Below are 14610 nucleotides of genomic sequence, written 5' to 3'. Positions count from 1 at the left end.
TATCGAAAAAACGGTTAACATTACCAATCAATCGACTGAATCCGCCCCATTTTCAACGGAAAGGCAAAACTTTTGTTGATACTTGGCCGGATAACGCCTACAGAGCTGCGCGAGCCTTCCTGTTTGATATATAAAACAGCCTCCCCGTCGGGTGAAAAACGGGGAAAGTCGTTTTCTCCGCTTGCCGTCAGGCGTTTGATGTTTCCTGAATTGAGCGACAATAGATGCAGATTAAAAGAATTCCCTCCGAATGTAGCGGTATTTTCACGGGCTTTGTAAACCAGAAAATTTCTGTAGGAGCTCAAAGAAGAATTATTTTTCCCTTGATAAACCAGCTGCGTTACGGCCGAACTGTTGAATTTTTTTGCAAACACATTCGGATATCCCATGCGGTTTGAGACAAATGCGATTCCGTCCGTCCCCATGAATTGCCCGTTGACATCGATGCCCGTGTAATCCGTCAGCCGCGTCTTGTTCTGCGTCAGTGTTTCATACAGATAAATGTCCGGCTGGCCGTTGGGCGCAAGTGTCAGCAAAAGACGCTTGCCGTCTTCGCTGACATCCGAACATACCGCCATCCCGTCCGAAGCGATCAGTTTTTCTCGTTTGCCGCTGGAGAGGTTCATTTTGTAAATCGTCGGCTTGAAATCCGACAGCGACGTATAATACAAATCCGTCTGTTCGCGGTTTGCCCATTTGGCAAAGCCGTACATTCCACCCGTCAAAATCACTTTCTGATACGAAAGCGTATAGTCCGCGGCAATGATATCCGCACGCCGAGGTGCGGTCAGTCGGATCAGCAATACTTTACGTTTGATCCATTCCATCGGTGCACCGCCCATTTTTGCATTGATGTCATACGCAATCGAATGCGCTAAAAACACTGCCATTTCTGTTTGTTTCAATACATATGATTTCACGAAAATATCTGTGCCGTTTTGCATCAGCTTGATGTCTGCTTTAATCCCGCCTGCACCGTCATTATTCAGACGGTATCGAAGAACATATTGTGCGTCTTTGTGGCTCGGTGCCGGAGAAAGTGCTTCAAAAGGAGCCGCCGCGTAACTATCATCAACGTTGAACAGCGAAACGACTTCCATGTCGGCTGCCAGCATTTTGGCCATTTTCAGACTGGTATCGTTTTTCATGGGCGAAGCATCTTCTACCACAAGTTTCGGCAAAGCTTCTACCCCTTTAACCACTTCAATCGTCGTATCGGCACCCCGAAGAAAACAAACTGCCGCAAATAAAACAAAAATAAATTTCAAATGGCTACTCCTTGGCCGTCAATATACATTCTAAAACCGCATCTCTTCTCTCAGGATGCGAGGGAAAAAGAACCGATCCCAGCCGCTCTTTCAACCAATCGATTTCACTATTCAATGATGCATTCCCCGAATAGGCGATGACTTTATACGAGATCAATTTACCCGCAGGACTGATCTTGATCCGTACGCGTGCCGCCTGCCCCTCCGATCCGGTCGGAGGATGGAAATGGGCATAAATCAGTCCCTGAATCTTAGCATGGTATTCGTTAACGATCGGCCCCGAAGATCCTCCCTGCACTACCATTTTCAATCCCGGCTTCACCAGTTCGATATTTTTGACTTTGTCGGTAAAACGCTGCTTTTGAGCCAGTGTCATAATATCTTTTTCGAGGGCGCTCAGTTCTTCGCTGCGCTTGGCCTTCTCCGGATTTTTTTTCGGTTCGCTGCGAGGTTTGACCTGTGAAAAGAGATCGGATATTTCGGGAGCGGCTTCGGGTGCCTTCTCTTCTACGGGAACAAGCTTCTCTTCAAGCGGTTGAGTAACAGTCTGAGGCGTTTCGCTCATCATCTCAGTTTGGGCATTCTGTTCTGAAACGGCGATCGAGACAGAGACGAATTCGCTTTGAGTCATGGCGAATTGCTCGATTTTAGCCGATGTGAGGACACTGTATCCGATCAATATGACCAAAAAAGCAAATAGCGAGAGAGAGATAAGGCCGCTAAGAAAAAAATAACGTTCATTGTGCAAACCCATTTTACAGCATCCGTTTCAGAGACTCTAAAATAGTTTTAACCGGCCGTAGCCAAAGAAACTTCACGAAAACCTGCCCGCTTAACGGTTGAAAGGACTGACATTACCTCTCCATATCCCAAACTTTCATCCGCGCTGATCATGACCGTAGCTTCGGTGTCTAATGTCTGGGCATAGCGGTAAAAATTGTCGGCAAAAGAATCTGTTTTGAATGTCTCTTTGTTGACTTTGATCTCTCCCTCTTTGGTAATGGTAATATTAACGGGAGGAAGTTTGGAGAGTTCCTTTTGCGCCGAACCCTTGGGAAGACGAATCAACTCTTCGTAGACGATATTGGGAGAAATAACCATCAAGATGGCCAGCAAAACAAGCATCACATCCACAAGGGGCGTGATGTTCAGTTCCGGTTTTTCATCCCAATCGAACATAATTACAGCTCTTTTGAAAGGAGCGCATCGCCCTGCATGCGGATAAGTCCGGACAGCTCGTAGGATTTGCGTTTCAAGACCTGATGATAGGTATAGGCGAAAATCGCCACGAAAATACCGGATGCCGTTGCTACAAGCGCATCCGATACCCCTGCGGCAATAATACTCATCGTGCCGCTGGCTTGACCGATATGGTCAAAGGTATCCAGAATCGATACAACCGTTCCGAAAAGACCGATAAACGGCGTAGTTGAAGCAACCACCGACAAGAACATAAGCCCTTTCGTCGCTTCTTTGGTTGAAGCATACGATGCCAGATCGAAAAGTGCTTTGGATAGATGTGACGTTTTTGTAAAATGACTCAAATAAGCATAATCGGGAATTTTGTGCTGACCCATCAAAAGTGACTCTAAAGATTGGTTTTCGCTGGAAATCCATTGGTTAAGCGAAAAAAAGCGGTAGAAAAAAACCCAGTTGATGGCAATAAAGTAGAAAGAGAGGACCAGCAACACAAAAAGTGTTACCGGATGGCTTTTGTCGTAAAACTCGGCAAATGTCTGAAACATTGTTTTAGACGAGGCTGTGAGCTGCTGATTCGATACGTGCCGACACGGAAGCGATCATCGTACTTGAATCGGCAACACTGTTGATCAGTGATTTTGCTTCATCCAGCGCTTTAGCGATATCGCCTTCGCTTTCGCCTCGGATCGCAACGGCACCGTCAACCAAAACGACCACTTTATTGTGGGTAATCTGCACTACCCCCCAATTTACGACGATCGATTCGGTTTTACCGCTCTCGTTTTGGATATCGACAACACCTGCTTGAAGCAAAGTTGTCAGAGAAACGTGTTCAGGGAGAACGCCAAATTCCCCTTCTTCACCCGGCAGGGTGACGCTTTTAGCCGGACCGTTATAGATCGGTCCGCTCGGCGTAAGCACTTCTAGTTGGAGTGTTTCCATAGTGTTTCCTTTAAGGCGAGAAGCAATTACTTGCTTTTCATTTTAGCCGCTTTTTCAATCGCCTCGTTCATATTACCGACCATGTAGAAAGCACCTTCTGGCATATGGTCGAATTCGCCTTCAAGAATTCCTTTGAATCCTTTGATAGTGTCTTCAAGTTTAACATATTTACCAGGAGCACCGGTGAATACTTCCGCAACGTGGAAAGGTTGAGAAAGGAATTTCTCGATTTTACGTGCGCGTTCAACCGTCGCTTTGTCGTCTTCAGAAAGCTCATCCATACCGAGAATTGCAATGATATCTTGCAAATCTTTGTATTTTTGAAGTGTTTTTTGAACACCGCGTGCAACGCTGTAGTGCTCTTCACCGATGATTTGCGGATCAAGCAGACGTGATGTCGAATCCAATGGGTCAACAGCAGGATAGATCCCTTTCTCAGCGATTTTACGGTTAAGAACCGTTGTCGCGTCCAAGTGAGCAAAAACCGAAGCGGGAGCCGGGTCAGTCAAGTCATCCGCAGGTACATATACCGCTTGAACCGACGTGATTGAACCTTTTTTGGTTGATGTAATACGGTCTTGGAGAGCACCCATTTCACGAGCCAAAGTCGGTTGGTAACCAACAGCTGATGGGATACGTCCGAGAAGTGCTGACATCTCAGAACCCGATTGCGCGAAACGGAAGATGTTATCGATGAACATCAATACGTCAAGACCTTTCTCATCACGGAAGTATTCCGCCATGGTAAGACCCGTCAACGCGATACGGTTACGTGCTCCCGGTGGCTCTGACATTTGTCCGTAGCACAGTGCTACTTTGTCCAAAACGCTTGATTCTTTCATCTCGTGGTAAAGGTCGTTCCCCTCACGAGTACGTTCACCGACACCGGCGAAAACAGAAAGACCGCTGTGTCCTTGAGCAACGTTGTTGATCAATTCCATGATGATAACGGTTTTACCGACACCGGCACCACCGAACAGACCGACTTTACCACCTTTACCGTACGGAGCCAAAAGGTCAACAACTTTGATACCTGTTTCGAACATTTCCGTTTTAGTGCTTTGATCAACCAGTGCTGGAGGATCACGGTGAATAGACCATGTGTCACAATCAGTGATTTGGTCTCCGCCGTCGATGGTTTCACCGATAACGTTGAAGATACGTCCGAGAACTTTTTCACCAACCGGAACTTTGATCGGTGCGCCTGTTGCGCGAGCATCCATACCGCGAACAAGACCTTCTGACATATCCATAGCGATCGTTCTCACACGACCGTTTCCGAGGTGAGATGCTACTTCAAGAATAAGACGAGTCGTATTCCCTTCAACACTTACATTTACTTCGATCGCTTCGTTGATAGCAGGCAAATACCCTTGGAAATCAACGTCAACAACCGGACCAATTACTTGAGCAATTTTACCAATCATTCTTTCCTCCATAATTATTTCATCGACTCGACGCCGCTGATAATCTCGATAAGTTCAGTCGTGATAGCCTCTTGACGTGCTTTGTTAAACTTGACTTTCAACGAGTTAACCATCTCTTTTGCATTGTTCGTTGCAGCATCCATTGCCTGCATACGGGCGCTGTGCTCGGCTGCTAACGAATCGATCAATGCATAGTACATGTTATACTCGGCGTATTTGCTGACGAGTGAATCGAGCATTTTTTCTTCATCTTGTGCTTCAAGATCAAGCATCGTGTCTTTTTCAACTTCGCATTGATACGCAGAGATATCGACCGGCAACACGCGGTTGACATGCAACTGTTGGGTGATAACGTTCAAATATCCATTATAGATGATGTAAACGGCATCAATTTTCCCCTCTTTGAAATCGTTGATCGAGCGTGCCATGAATTCGCTGGAACGCTGCATATCAGGTGCAGAGCTAAGGTTTTTAACTTCGTCAAGCATTTCTACTTCATTGTAGTTAAAAAACTCGATCCCTTTTTTCCCGATACCGCGAAGGCGAATTTTGACTTTTTTATTTTTGTATTCTGCCATTACGCGTTTAACCGCTTTGATGGTTTGAATATTAAAACCGCCACACAGACCTTTGTCAGCAGTGACAAAAATAATGTCGATCATTTCGGGCGCATCGTTTTCAAGAAAGCAGCGGTTTTCAATTCCGCCGATTTTATTGCATTGGATGCGTGCCGCGATTTCAGCTATTACTTGATTCGTTTTTTGTGCAAACAGACGAGAACGTTTCGCAAGCTCTTCCGCACGGCGAAGTTTCGCCGTCGAAACGAGCTTCATGGCACGCGTAGTTTTTTGCGTGTTCGAAACACTCTTGATCTGTCTTTGAATCTCTTTCAAGTTAGCCATAAAGATCCTTATTCAGCAACGAAAGTAGATTTAAACTCTTCGAGCGCTTTTTTCATCAGAGCCATAGTCTCGTCGTCGATTTTAGAAGAGCTACGGATATTTTCAAGAATTTGAGGATATGACGCCTCTACGAACGGATAAAGATCTGCTTCAAATTTTACAACTGAAGAAGCAGAGATATCATCAAGATACCCTTCGTTACCCGCAAAAATAACCAACGCTTGTTTTTCAGCACCGAGCGGAGAGTATGGAGGTTGTTTGAGAACTTCTACCATTCTTTGTCCACGCTCAAGCTGTTTGCGGCTTACTTCGTCCAAATCAGAAGCAAACTGAGCAAATGCTTGAAGTTCGCGGTATTGTGCAAGGTCAAGACGGAGTGTTCCGGCAACTTGCTTGGTCGCTTTGATTTGAGCGGCACCACCGACGCGTGATACTGAAAGACCGACGTTGATCGCAGGGCGGATACCTGAGTTGAACAGGTCTGTTTCCAAGAAAATCTGACCGTCTGTGATCGAAATAACGTTGGTTGGGATGTACGCCGCAACGTCACCCGCTTGTGTTTCAATGATTGGAAGAGCCGTCAATGAACCCGCACCCATTTCATCATTGAGTTTCGCTGCACGCTCGAGCAAACGAGAGTGTAGATAGAAAACGTCACCCGGATACGCTTCACGGCCCGGAGGGCGGCGAAGGATCAATGACATTTCACGGTATGCTACCGCATGTTTAGAGAGGTCATCGTAAATGATAAGACCGTGGCGAGCATTGTCACGGAAGTATTCACCCATCGTTACACCGGTATACGGGGCAAGGAATTGAAGTGCTGCCGCTTCAGAAGCAGTAGCCGATACAATGATCGTGTACTCAAGGGCGCCATGCTCTTCAAGACGGCGGATAACCTGAGCCACTGTCGATTCTTTTTGACCTACTGCAACGTAGATACAAACAACACCGTTACCTTTTTGGTTGATAATGGTGTCGAGTGCTACCGTTGTTTTACCGGTTTGGCGGTCACCGATGATAAGCTCACGCTGTCCACGGCCGATCGGAACAAGGGCGTCGATCGCTTTAATACCGGTTGCCATCGGTTCATGAACCGATTTACGCGCCATAATACCAGGTGCTTTTTCTTCTACGAAACGAACTTCCGTTGTTTCGATAGGACCTTTACCGTCGATAGGCTCACCGAGGGCGTTGACTACACGTCCAAGAAGTGCATCGCCAACAGGAACACGCAACAAACGTCCAAGACGTTTGACTGACATTCCTTCACGGAGTTCTTTACCTTTACCAAGAACAACAATCCCTACGCTGCTCTCTTCGAGGTTCATTGCCAAACCGCGTGTACCGTCTTCAAATTCTACCATTTCACCAGCCATAACGTCGTTTAGGCCGTATACCTGAGCAATTCCGTCTCCATATGAGACGATTTTACCGGTTTCATTAATATCTACGTTAAGTTCGAAATTCTCAATCCGCTCTTTAATAATCGAACTGATTTCATCTGCTTGTACTTTTGCTACCACTAGTTTCTCCTTTCGCGAGGGTTAAATTGCTTTTAAAATGTGCTCAACCAACTGAGCGTTGAGGCGGCTTTTTGAAAAATTGATCTCAACATTCAGCTCATCCACTTCGACACGGATGCCGTCGTATTGTGCAGGAACGTATTCCAAAGCGATGGTTGCACCGACTTTGTTTCCAAGATCACGCGCGATGGCGTCAACCGATGCTTGATCGATTGCGCTGTCGCTGTAAATTCGTCCTTTGTACATCCGTTTTGAACGTGCGATTTCCCGCTTCAATTCAGCTGCCAGAGCAGGAATAAGTGGAAGGCGGCCGTTTTCAGCCAGCAATTTGATCAGGTTATTGACGGTCTGGCTTTTTGCCGGAGCAACCATATCCAGGATCAATTGCGTCTTTGCTTCGCTTTTGACATCGCCGCTGTTCATGATTCGAATCAATTTTTCATTCTTGAATGATTCAGCAACTCCGTTCAAAAGCTCAGAAAGATTTTCCAAAGCGCTTTGATCGCACATGTCGATCAACGGCTTGGCATAGCGTTTGGCAATTAGCTCATACTGCATTTAGGCCACCTTCTTTTTCAAGATTTCGGTCATAGCCTCTTTGCCAAGAGCATCACTGCTGCTGTTCATGACGTCATTCATCACTTCTGTAACGACTTCACGAACCATTTTACGCTCTCAAAATTTTGTTCTCTTTTTTAGCCATTTCGCTCAGTTCATTTGCGAAACGTACAGCTTCTTCTACTTTATGCTCAGCCGCTTCTTTAAGACGTTTTGATTCACGAAGACGCTCTTGAACTTTATCCAGTTCATCGGCAATTTCCGCACTTCGCCCGCTAAAATAATTTTTGACCGGCTCCGCTAAAATGTAATAAAGAATTCCGGCAAAAATAAGGAAGTTGACCGTTCTTTGAACGATATCCGTCGAACCCTCTGCTCCAGCTTCCGATCCAAAAAGATAGGCGCCCAGCATCAATACCGTTACGATAATTTTACTCATGGCGTCCCCCTCAAATTTGATTTAGTTTTGCTGATACAGCAGATTGGAATGAAGGAACATCACTCATCAGTGCTTCCTTCAATCGTGCACGTTCTTCCGAGAGTGCCTCTTCGAACTTCGTGTACTCAAGTGCCAGTTCAGCACGCTTTGCCTCGATTTTGCTATTTGCCAGCGCTTTGGCCTCAGCAATAACTTTTTCTCTTAAAGCCGCGGCCTCCAGTTTGGCATCACTCATAATCTTTTCGGCTTTGGCGTGAAATGCGGCGATTTCAGAGTCGTTGTTTCCAACTTGCTCCAAATCGTGTTTAATATCCGCATCCCGTTTTTCCATATAATTGAAAAGAGGATTGTAAAGCAAACTGTTTAGTACGGCAATAAGGACAAGGAAGACAATCAGTGTGCTGCCAAGCAGCATCGGACTTATATCTAACATACCACCTCCTAAAAGTTGCGTGATTATACAACTAGTAAATTGAAGGGACAGTTAAACGCGGGCAGATATTAGGAAAGTAGGTCTAAAAATGATTCAATTTGGGCATTATTTTCAAATTCGATGGTTAACTTGTCACCTTTGGTGCCACATTTATAACCAAACTCATTCAAACGCTTTTTCAACGAAGCAAAATTTAATTCATTCACAGGCACCTGCGGCGAAACGGAAGCCGAAGGAAGTTTAATCTTTTTGACCATGCTCTCGACATCCCGGACGCTCAGCTTCTGCCCGATAATCGAATCGATCATCAACGCCTGTTCGGAAGGCTCAAGACCAACGATCACTTTGGCGTGTCCTGCGGTGATCTTGCCATCAGCCAGCGCTTTGCGTCCTTTATCTCCCAATTGGAGCAAACGAAGAGTGTTCGTGATCTGTGCCCGGCTTTTATGGACGGTATGCGAGAGCTGATCGTGCGTCAGTTCATGAATCTCGATCAGCTCCTGATACGCTTGCGCCAAATCGATCGGATTAAGTTCGTCGCGTTGAATATTCTCGATCAGCGCATGCTGACGCATCTGATCGTCACTGACCGAAACGACGATTGCTTTGATCGTTTTTGTTTTGGCAAGTTTGCTGGCCCGTAAACGGCGTTCACCGGCAATCAAAATATAGCCGTCGAGATCTTCCTTGACGACAATCGGCTGAAGCAATCCGTGCGTTTTGATCGATTCACTGAGTTCTGCTAGTGATTCGGGATCAAAATGTTTACGGGGCTGATACGGATTGGGGCGTATTTTGACGAGAGGGATTTCTTCAACCCCGCCTTTTTTGGGGAGTTCGTTTTCATACGCTTCTTCGATTTCGCTGAGCAGCGCTCCAAGACCTCGACCGAGTGCAGATGCTTTCGCCATGATGCTCCTTTAAGCGATAATGGCGTGCGCCAATTCTTGGTATGCTACCGAACCGCTCGATTTTACATCGTAAAGAATCGCCGGTTTCCCGAAACTCGGTGATTCCGCAAGTTTGACGTTACGCGGGATGACAATGAAGTCATCGGTAAGCGATTTAAAAAGTTTCCCTTGAAAATGCTGACGCAAATCGGCAAAAACCTGACGCGAAAGATTATTCTGTGCGCTGTACATCGTCGGCAGGAATCCTTTGATTGTCAATTTCGGATTGATTGTTTTGCGCACCAGTTTGACCGTATTGAGCAACTGTGCAAGCCCTTCCAATGCAAAAAACTCGCATTGAATCGGGATAATGACCGAATTGGATGCCGACAATGCATTGATTGTCATCGGTCCAAGCGCGGGAGGCGAATCGATAATGATGTAATCGTAATCGTCTTTTACCTGAGCAATAGCGCGTTTGAGGATCAATTCGCGCCCCTTGGCGTTGCCTGCATCGTAGTACTCTTTTTCGACTCCGACCAAACCGATATTCGAAGGGGCCAGAAAAAGTTTGGGCAATGATGTTTTGAGAATGATTTCCCGCAGTTTTTTGGCACCGATCAAAACATGGTAAATATTGAACTCATAGTTGTTGCGGTGGTACCCGAGCGATGTTGTCGCATTGGCTTGCGGATCGGCATCGATCAAAAGAACTTTTTTTTCGGCAACGGCTAAAGAAGCAGCTAGATTGACCGCGGTAGTGGTTTTACCCACCCCCCCTTTTTGATTGGCAATTACAATAACTTCATTCATCGTAAACTAAATATCCTTTGACCTTTGCACATTAACGAACCGTCTTCAAGCAAAACAGCTTCGTCCAATGCGATTTTTGCATCTTGATGATGCGTAAAGAAAGCTCTACTCTGCTCAAATTCTAACTGGTATTTACTAAAAATCTGCTTCCATGAAGGCAAATTTTTAAACATTTCGCAATACCTTTTTGTTAAATCATATGGCGAAACGCTAATGTCCATTTTGCCGAATCCTTCAGGTGCGCTGCACAGGTTAAGCCCGATCCCGCATACAAGCGTATCCCCAACCAGATTGGTGATGACGCCGCCGATCTTTTTCTCACTCATATAAAAATCGTTGGGCCATTTGAGCCATACGGCTGAGCCAAGTGAACTCAAAATATTCTTCATAAGAAAAGCCATGTAGATCGATGCCGATTCGATTTTCAGATCCGACGGGAAACGGTTGCGCGGAAACGCTACCGAAATAAAAAGGTTTCCTTCCGTTCCAATCCATCGGTTTCCCCGTGAACCTGTCCCCGTCATCTGAATACCCGCACCGACGCACACCGGCGCTTGCAATCGGGAGGCTTTCAGCTCATCCATCAAATAGGCTTGTGTCGATTCGATCGAATCAAACCAGTGTATTTCCACACCCTATCCGTTTGCCGTTAAGATAATCAATGACCGATGATTCCTGTTTCGAAGGCGCCTGTACTTTCAATACCTTCAATGAACCTTTGGAGCACTGTACCACGATGCTATCTTTATCAATACGGGTTATTTCTCCGGGTGTGCCGGTGCTCTCTTCGTCTTCAAGGATCATGCTTTTTAGTTTTAATCCGGATTCGAGATAGATTCCCGGCCATGGGGTAAATGCCCGATAGCGGTTATAAATCTCCCGTGCATCGGCAAAATCGATCAAACCTTCCGCTTTGGTTATCTTTCGGCAAAGTGTCGCTTCGGCATCATCCTGAGGTATTGCGGTGCGGCGGTCCCACTGGCGGACAACGTCCAGCGTCAGATCGACAGCCGTATCCGTCAACCTTTTATACAACGATTCCACCATCTCATCCGGCCCGATCGGAATTTCGCGGATTTGAATGACGGCGCCCGTATCAAGCCCCTCATTCATCCTCATCGCCGTGACACCTGTTTTTGCATCGTTATTCAGCAGACTCTGCTGAATCGGGCTCGCCCCTCGGTACTGAGGGAGAATCGAGGCGTGCAGATTAATGCACGGAGCGTGTTCCAAAACCGCTTTGGGCAAAATCTGCCCGTATGCGGCTACGATGATCAAATCGCATTCAATCGACAATAGTTCTTCAATGGCATCAGAATCTCTCAAACGCGAAGGCTGAATAACCCGGATCCCCGATTCTTCTGCCAGTACCTTCACCGGCGGCGGCGTCAACACCGCTTTGCGCCCTACCGGTTTGTCAGGCTGAGTATATACGGCACAAACATCAATGTCTTCCGCGTCAATCAATCCGTGCAAAATGGAAGCGGCATAATCGGGTGTCCCCATAAAAACAATGCGGGTCATACCTGCCCTTCATCAGCTTTAAATAGACTTCCGCCCAGATGTTTGCCTTCCATCAAAAAACTGCGTACGTCATTTAGGTCAAACCCGCTGGCTAGAAACATCGCTCCGCCCCGCTTGAGGAGAAAATCGGCCGCTTTAAGTTTCGTAACGATCCCCCCCGTGGCGAAATTGTGGTTTGGATTTACTTCCATGGCCAATTCCTGGGGGGTAATAAACTCGATACGCGTCCGGACGGACGCATCTTCATAGTTACGGGGGTCTTTATCGTAATACGCGTCGATATCGGACAAAATCACCAACAAATCGGCGCCAAAATGGTATGCCGCATAGGCAGAGAGCTGATCGTTATCCCCAAGGATCAATTCTTCCGTTGCCGTTGCATCGTTTTCGTTGATGATGGGGACGACATTGTGCTGAAGCAAGGTTTCGATCGTATCTTTTGCTTTCTGGGATTCTTCAAGCGTATTAAAATTGGCTGCCGTTACCAACACCTGCGAGGGGAGAAGTCCGTATTGATCAAACATTTTACGGTATTTATTCATCAGAATCGGCTGGCCGATCGATGCAAGCGCCTGCTTGTTCGCCAATACTTTTTTATCGAGTTTAAGTTCGGTATACCCGGCAGCAACCGCACCGGAAGAGACGAGGATGATTTCGTATCTGGTTTTCAGTTCAGCGATCAAGTCGACAAGATTTTTCATCCGGTCTTTGGCTATACGGTTTTGTTCGCTTAAAACCGCACTGCCGACTTTGACGACAATCCGTTTCATTTAGCGCTCCGTGACGATCAAATGATAAAGTGCATACGTAAGAGGCTTGATATTCAGATGAATAGCCGATGAGATCGGTGCGACGAAGGCCGGCTTTGATGGATCGTAAAACTCTTTTTCAAAGTGTTCCTGCTCGTAAACAGGATACCCCTCGTCAAAACCGAACCGGCTTTTCGCAACGGGAGCAAGATCGAGCATCTTCAAGAAGGCATTGGTTTTCTCAACCGCTTCTTCAGGACTCATAGCGTCAGCCCGTGTCAGCGCAATCGCGTAATTGCGCTCGGACAAAAGCGCCGAAAATGCTTCGAGCTCTTTTTTCAGTGTCTCATACTGGTAATCCAGTTCGAGATACGATGCCAGATCGATCATGAAAAGGAGGGTTTTGGTACGCTCGATATGACGCAGGAACTTGAGCCCCAGCCCTTTTCCTTCCGATGCCCCGCCGATAATTCCCGGAATATCGGCCATGATGTACGAATCATAATCGCCGATATTGATTTGTCCAAGCTTTGGGGTCAATGTCGTAAATTCGTAGTTTGCGACTTCGGGACGTGCATTGGAGACGGTCGATATAAGGGTCGATTTTCCGACATTCGGAAATCCGACCAGACCGACATCGGCAATCAGCTTCAGATCAAGTCTGACTACACGGGTCACACCCGGTTCGCCCGGTTGGGCATACATCGGTTTTTGGTTCGTTGAGGATTTGAAGTGGACATTCCCCAGTCCGCCGCGTCCGCCGGTAAGAAATAAAACCTCTTTGCCGTCTTCTACCAGATCCAGCAGTACTTCGCCCGTTTCGACATCCACGACCTGCGTCCCCGGCGGAACAATGACAACGAGCCGTTTACCCGCTTTGCCGGCCATATTTGACCCCATGCCCTGCTGCCCTTTTTCGGCTTTGAGGTTTTTATTCCCCTGGAAATGAGCCAGCGTGTGCGTATTGTTATCGACTTTGAAATAGACATCCCCGCCGCGACCGCCGTCGCCGCCGTTGGGACCGCCTTGAATGACGAATTTTTCCCTGCGGAAAGCAACACACCCTGCTCCCCCTTTTCCGGATGAGACGGTAAGTTCTACGCTATCGCTAAACATGGATGTTCCTTTTCACATTAAAAAAAGTCAAAGGGCATAGTCCCTTTGACGGTATTGTCAAATTATATTTACTTAAAACTATACTTTTACAGCATCTCATAGCACTCAAAAAAGCACACCGTTAAGAAAATAAATTTTACTAGGATTGGGGAAAAATTACCAGGGATCGGGCGTGAGCCCGATAAAAGAAATTAAGCAGCAGGGATAATAGAAACTTGTTTGCGTTTTTTGTCTTTGCGCTCGAACGCAACGACGCCGTCAACCAACGCATACAAAGTGTGGTCTTTACCCATACCGATATTTTTACCCGGGTGAACTTTCGTACCACGTTGACGGATAATGATGTTACCCGCTCTTACGAATTCTCCGCCGTATTTTTTGACACCAAGTCTACGTCCCGCTGAATCGCGGTTATTCTGTGTACTACCCTGACCTTTCTTATGAGCCATTGTATTCTCCTCTTACCTTCTAAGATTTCTAAAAGAATTTACGCGGCGATCTTAGTGATACGAACGCGTGTGTGATCTCTACGGAAACCACGTTTGAGTTTGCTGTCTTTACGGCGACGTTTTTTGTAGATCACGACTTTACGGTCACGACCTTCATTGATAACTTCTGCAGTGACGACAGCACCCTCTACAAATGGAGTACCGGTTTTAAGTTCACCGTTGTTTACGGCAAGAACTTCTTTGATTTCGACGGTTGCTTTAGGTTCAAGACCCATTCTATCGAACAAAAGGATATCACCCTCTTGAACTTTGTACTGCTTTCCGCCGTTTTTGATAATTGCGTACATTACTGTTCCTTACTTTACAAGTCTACA

The 14610-nt window shown here is 46.5% G+C and carries 19 protein-coding genes; all 19 read right to left on the bottom strand.

The window, feature by feature from the left end; translation table 11 throughout:
• Nucleotides 1–20: 20 nt before the first annotated feature.
• Nucleotides 21–1268 carry a Tol-Pal system protein TolB gene (gene tolB / locus JU82_RS04505; RefSeq protein ID WP_037947030.1) on the bottom strand — a complete coding sequence of 416 codons (1248 nt, stop codon included), beginning with the start codon at nt 1266–1268 and terminating at the stop codon, nt 21–23.
• Nucleotides 1269–1272: 4 nt separating this feature from the next.
• Nucleotides 1273–2022 (bottom strand): TonB C-terminal domain-containing protein, encoded by a 750-nt coding sequence (locus tag JU82_RS04500; RefSeq protein ID WP_037947029.1) that lies wholly within the window; start codon nt 2020–2022, stop codon nt 1273–1275.
• Nucleotides 2023–2057: 35 nt separating this feature from the next.
• Nucleotides 2058–2447, bottom strand: coding sequence for a biopolymer transporter ExbD (locus JU82_RS04495; protein ID WP_037947023.1), 390 nt, complete (start codon nt 2445–2447; stop codon nt 2058–2060).
• A gap of 2 nt (nt 2448–2449) precedes the next feature.
• Nucleotides 2450–3013: a MotA/TolQ/ExbB proton channel family protein gene (locus JU82_RS04490; protein WP_037947021.1), complete on the bottom strand. Its 564-nt coding sequence runs from the start codon at nt 3011–3013 to the stop codon at nt 2450–2452.
• Nucleotides 3014–3017: 4 nt separating this feature from the next.
• Nucleotides 3018–3410 carry an ATP synthase F1 subunit epsilon gene (gene atpC, locus JU82_RS04485; protein WP_037947020.1) on the bottom strand — a complete coding sequence of 131 codons (393 nt, stop codon included), beginning with the start codon at nt 3408–3410 and terminating at the stop codon, nt 3018–3020.
• A gap of 26 nt (nt 3411–3436) precedes the next feature.
• Nucleotides 3437–4837 (bottom strand): F0F1 ATP synthase subunit beta, encoded by a 1401-nt coding sequence (gene atpD, locus JU82_RS04480; protein WP_037947019.1) that lies wholly within the window; start codon nt 4835–4837, stop codon nt 3437–3439.
• A 14-nt stretch (nt 4838–4851) separates the two neighbouring features.
• Entirely contained in the window at nt 4852–5739 is an 888-nt protein-coding gene (gene atpG / locus JU82_RS04475) for an ATP synthase F1 subunit gamma (protein ID WP_037947016.1), read from the bottom strand.
• Nucleotides 5740–5747: 8 nt separating this feature from the next.
• Nucleotides 5748–7265, bottom strand: a complete 1518-nt coding sequence (gene atpA, locus JU82_RS04470; protein WP_037947014.1) for a F0F1 ATP synthase subunit alpha — start codon at nt 7263–7265, stop codon at nt 5748–5750.
• A gap of 21 nt (nt 7266–7286) precedes the next feature.
• Nucleotides 7287–7823, bottom strand: coding sequence for a F0F1 ATP synthase subunit delta (locus JU82_RS04465; RefSeq protein ID WP_037947012.1), 537 nt, complete (start codon nt 7821–7823; stop codon nt 7287–7289).
• Between the two features lie 109 nt (nt 7824–7932).
• Complete coding sequence (locus JU82_RS04460; RefSeq protein WP_294892127.1) at nt 7933–8262, bottom strand: hypothetical protein; 330 nt, start codon at nt 8260–8262, stop codon at nt 7933–7935.
• A 10-nt stretch (nt 8263–8272) separates the two neighbouring features.
• Nucleotides 8273–8695 carry an ATP synthase F0F1 subunit B' gene (locus JU82_RS04455; RefSeq protein WP_037947011.1) on the bottom strand — a complete coding sequence of 141 codons (423 nt, stop codon included), beginning with the start codon at nt 8693–8695 and terminating at the stop codon, nt 8273–8275.
• Nucleotides 8696–8763: 68 nt separating this feature from the next.
• Nucleotides 8764–9606 carry a ParB/RepB/Spo0J family partition protein gene (locus JU82_RS04450; protein WP_037947009.1) on the bottom strand — a complete coding sequence of 281 codons (843 nt, stop codon included), beginning with the start codon at nt 9604–9606 and terminating at the stop codon, nt 8764–8766.
• Nucleotides 9607–9615: 9 nt separating this feature from the next.
• Complete coding sequence (locus JU82_RS04445) at nt 9616–10398, bottom strand: AAA family ATPase (protein WP_037947008.1); 783 nt, start codon at nt 10396–10398, stop codon at nt 9616–9618.
• Nucleotides 10395–11030 carry a biotin--[acetyl-CoA-carboxylase] ligase gene (locus tag JU82_RS04440; RefSeq protein ID WP_037947006.1) on the bottom strand — a complete coding sequence of 212 codons (636 nt, stop codon included), beginning with the start codon at nt 11028–11030 and terminating at the stop codon, nt 10395–10397. The genes JU82_RS04445 and JU82_RS04440 overlap by 4 nt, the downstream gene beginning before the upstream one ends.
• On the bottom strand, nt 11011–11922 hold the full coding sequence (fmt, locus tag JU82_RS04435; RefSeq protein ID WP_037947003.1) for a methionyl-tRNA formyltransferase: 912 nt from the start codon (nt 11920–11922) through the stop codon (nt 11011–11013). The genes JU82_RS04440 and fmt overlap by 20 nt, the downstream gene beginning before the upstream one ends.
• Nucleotides 11919–12692 (bottom strand): glutamate 5-kinase, encoded by a 774-nt coding sequence (gene proB, locus JU82_RS04430; RefSeq protein ID WP_037947001.1) that lies wholly within the window; start codon nt 12690–12692, stop codon nt 11919–11921. The genes fmt and proB overlap by 4 nt, the downstream gene beginning before the upstream one ends.
• Complete coding sequence (obgE, locus tag JU82_RS04425; RefSeq protein WP_037946998.1) at nt 12693–13787, bottom strand: GTPase ObgE; 1095 nt, start codon at nt 13785–13787, stop codon at nt 12693–12695.
• A 191-nt stretch (nt 13788–13978) separates the two neighbouring features.
• Complete coding sequence (rpmA, locus tag JU82_RS04420) at nt 13979–14236, bottom strand: 50S ribosomal protein L27 (protein WP_037946995.1); 258 nt, start codon at nt 14234–14236, stop codon at nt 13979–13981.
• Between the two features lie 38 nt (nt 14237–14274).
• Nucleotides 14275–14583 (bottom strand): 50S ribosomal protein L21, encoded by a 309-nt coding sequence (gene rplU, locus JU82_RS04415; RefSeq protein WP_037946993.1) that lies wholly within the window; start codon nt 14581–14583, stop codon nt 14275–14277.
• Between the last annotated feature and the right edge of the window lie 27 nt (nt 14584–14610).

Origin of the sequence: Sulfuricurvum sp. MLSB (genome assembly GCF_000747095.1) — a bacterium.
Lineage (GTDB): Bacteria > Campylobacterota > Campylobacteria > Campylobacterales > Sulfurimonadaceae > Sulfuricurvum.
The sequence above is the reverse complement of the archived record's forward strand: the minus strand, read 5'-3'. Positions and strand labels throughout refer to the sequence as shown.

What these genes read in the sequence shown, in the direction of transcription:
- JU82_RS04500 (WP_037947029.1), bottom strand. Translation starts at nt 2,022, where the DNA reads ATGGGTTTGCACAATGAACGTTATTTTTTTCTTAGCGGCCTTATCTCT.
- JU82_RS04495 (WP_037947023.1), bottom strand. Translation starts at nt 2,447, where the DNA reads ATGTTCGATTGGGATGAAAAACCGGAACTGAACATCACGCCCCTTGTG.
- JU82_RS04490 (WP_037947021.1), bottom strand. Translation starts at nt 3,013, where the DNA reads ATGTTTCAGACATTTGCCGAGTTTTACGACAAAAGCCATCCGGTAACA.
- atpC (WP_037947020.1), bottom strand. Translation starts at nt 3,410, where the DNA reads ATGGAAACACTCCAACTAGAAGTGCTTACGCCGAGCGGACCGATCTAT.
- atpD (WP_037947019.1), bottom strand. Translation starts at nt 4,837, where the DNA reads ATGATTGGTAAAATTGCTCAAGTAATTGGTCCGGTTGTTGACGTTGAT.
- atpG (WP_037947016.1), bottom strand. Translation starts at nt 5,739, where the DNA reads ATGGCTAACTTGAAAGAGATTCAAAGACAGATCAAGAGTGTTTCGAAC.
- JU82_RS04465 (WP_037947012.1), bottom strand. Translation starts at nt 7,823, where the DNA reads ATGCAGTATGAGCTAATTGCCAAACGCTATGCCAAGCCGTTGATCGAC.
- JU82_RS04460 (WP_294892127.1), bottom strand. Translation starts at nt 8,262, where the DNA reads ATGAGTAAAATTATCGTAACGGTATTGATGCTGGGCGCCTATCTTTTT.
- JU82_RS04455 (WP_037947011.1), bottom strand. Translation starts at nt 8,695, where the DNA reads ATGTTAGATATAAGTCCGATGCTGCTTGGCAGCACACTGATTGTCTTC.
- JU82_RS04450 (WP_037947009.1), bottom strand. Translation starts at nt 9,606, where the DNA reads ATGGCGAAAGCATCTGCACTCGGTCGAGGTCTTGGAGCGCTGCTCAGC.
- JU82_RS04445 (WP_037947008.1), bottom strand. Translation starts at nt 10,398, where the DNA reads ATGAATGAAGTTATTGTAATTGCCAATCAAAAAGGGGGGGTGGGTAAA.
- fmt (WP_037947003.1), bottom strand. Translation starts at nt 11,922, where the DNA reads ATGACCCGCATTGTTTTTATGGGGACACCCGATTATGCCGCTTCCATT.
- proB (WP_037947001.1), bottom strand. Translation starts at nt 12,692, where the DNA reads ATGAAACGGATTGTCGTCAAAGTCGGCAGTGCGGTTTTAAGCGAACAA.
- obgE (WP_037946998.1), bottom strand. Translation starts at nt 13,787, where the DNA reads ATGTTTAGCGATAGCGTAGAACTTACCGTCTCATCCGGAAAAGGGGGA.
- rpmA (WP_037946995.1), bottom strand. Translation starts at nt 14,236, where the DNA reads ATGGCTCATAAGAAAGGTCAGGGTAGTACACAGAATAACCGCGATTCA.
- rplU (WP_037946993.1), bottom strand. Translation starts at nt 14,583, where the DNA reads ATGTACGCAATTATCAAAAACGGCGGAAAGCAGTACAAAGTTCAAGAG.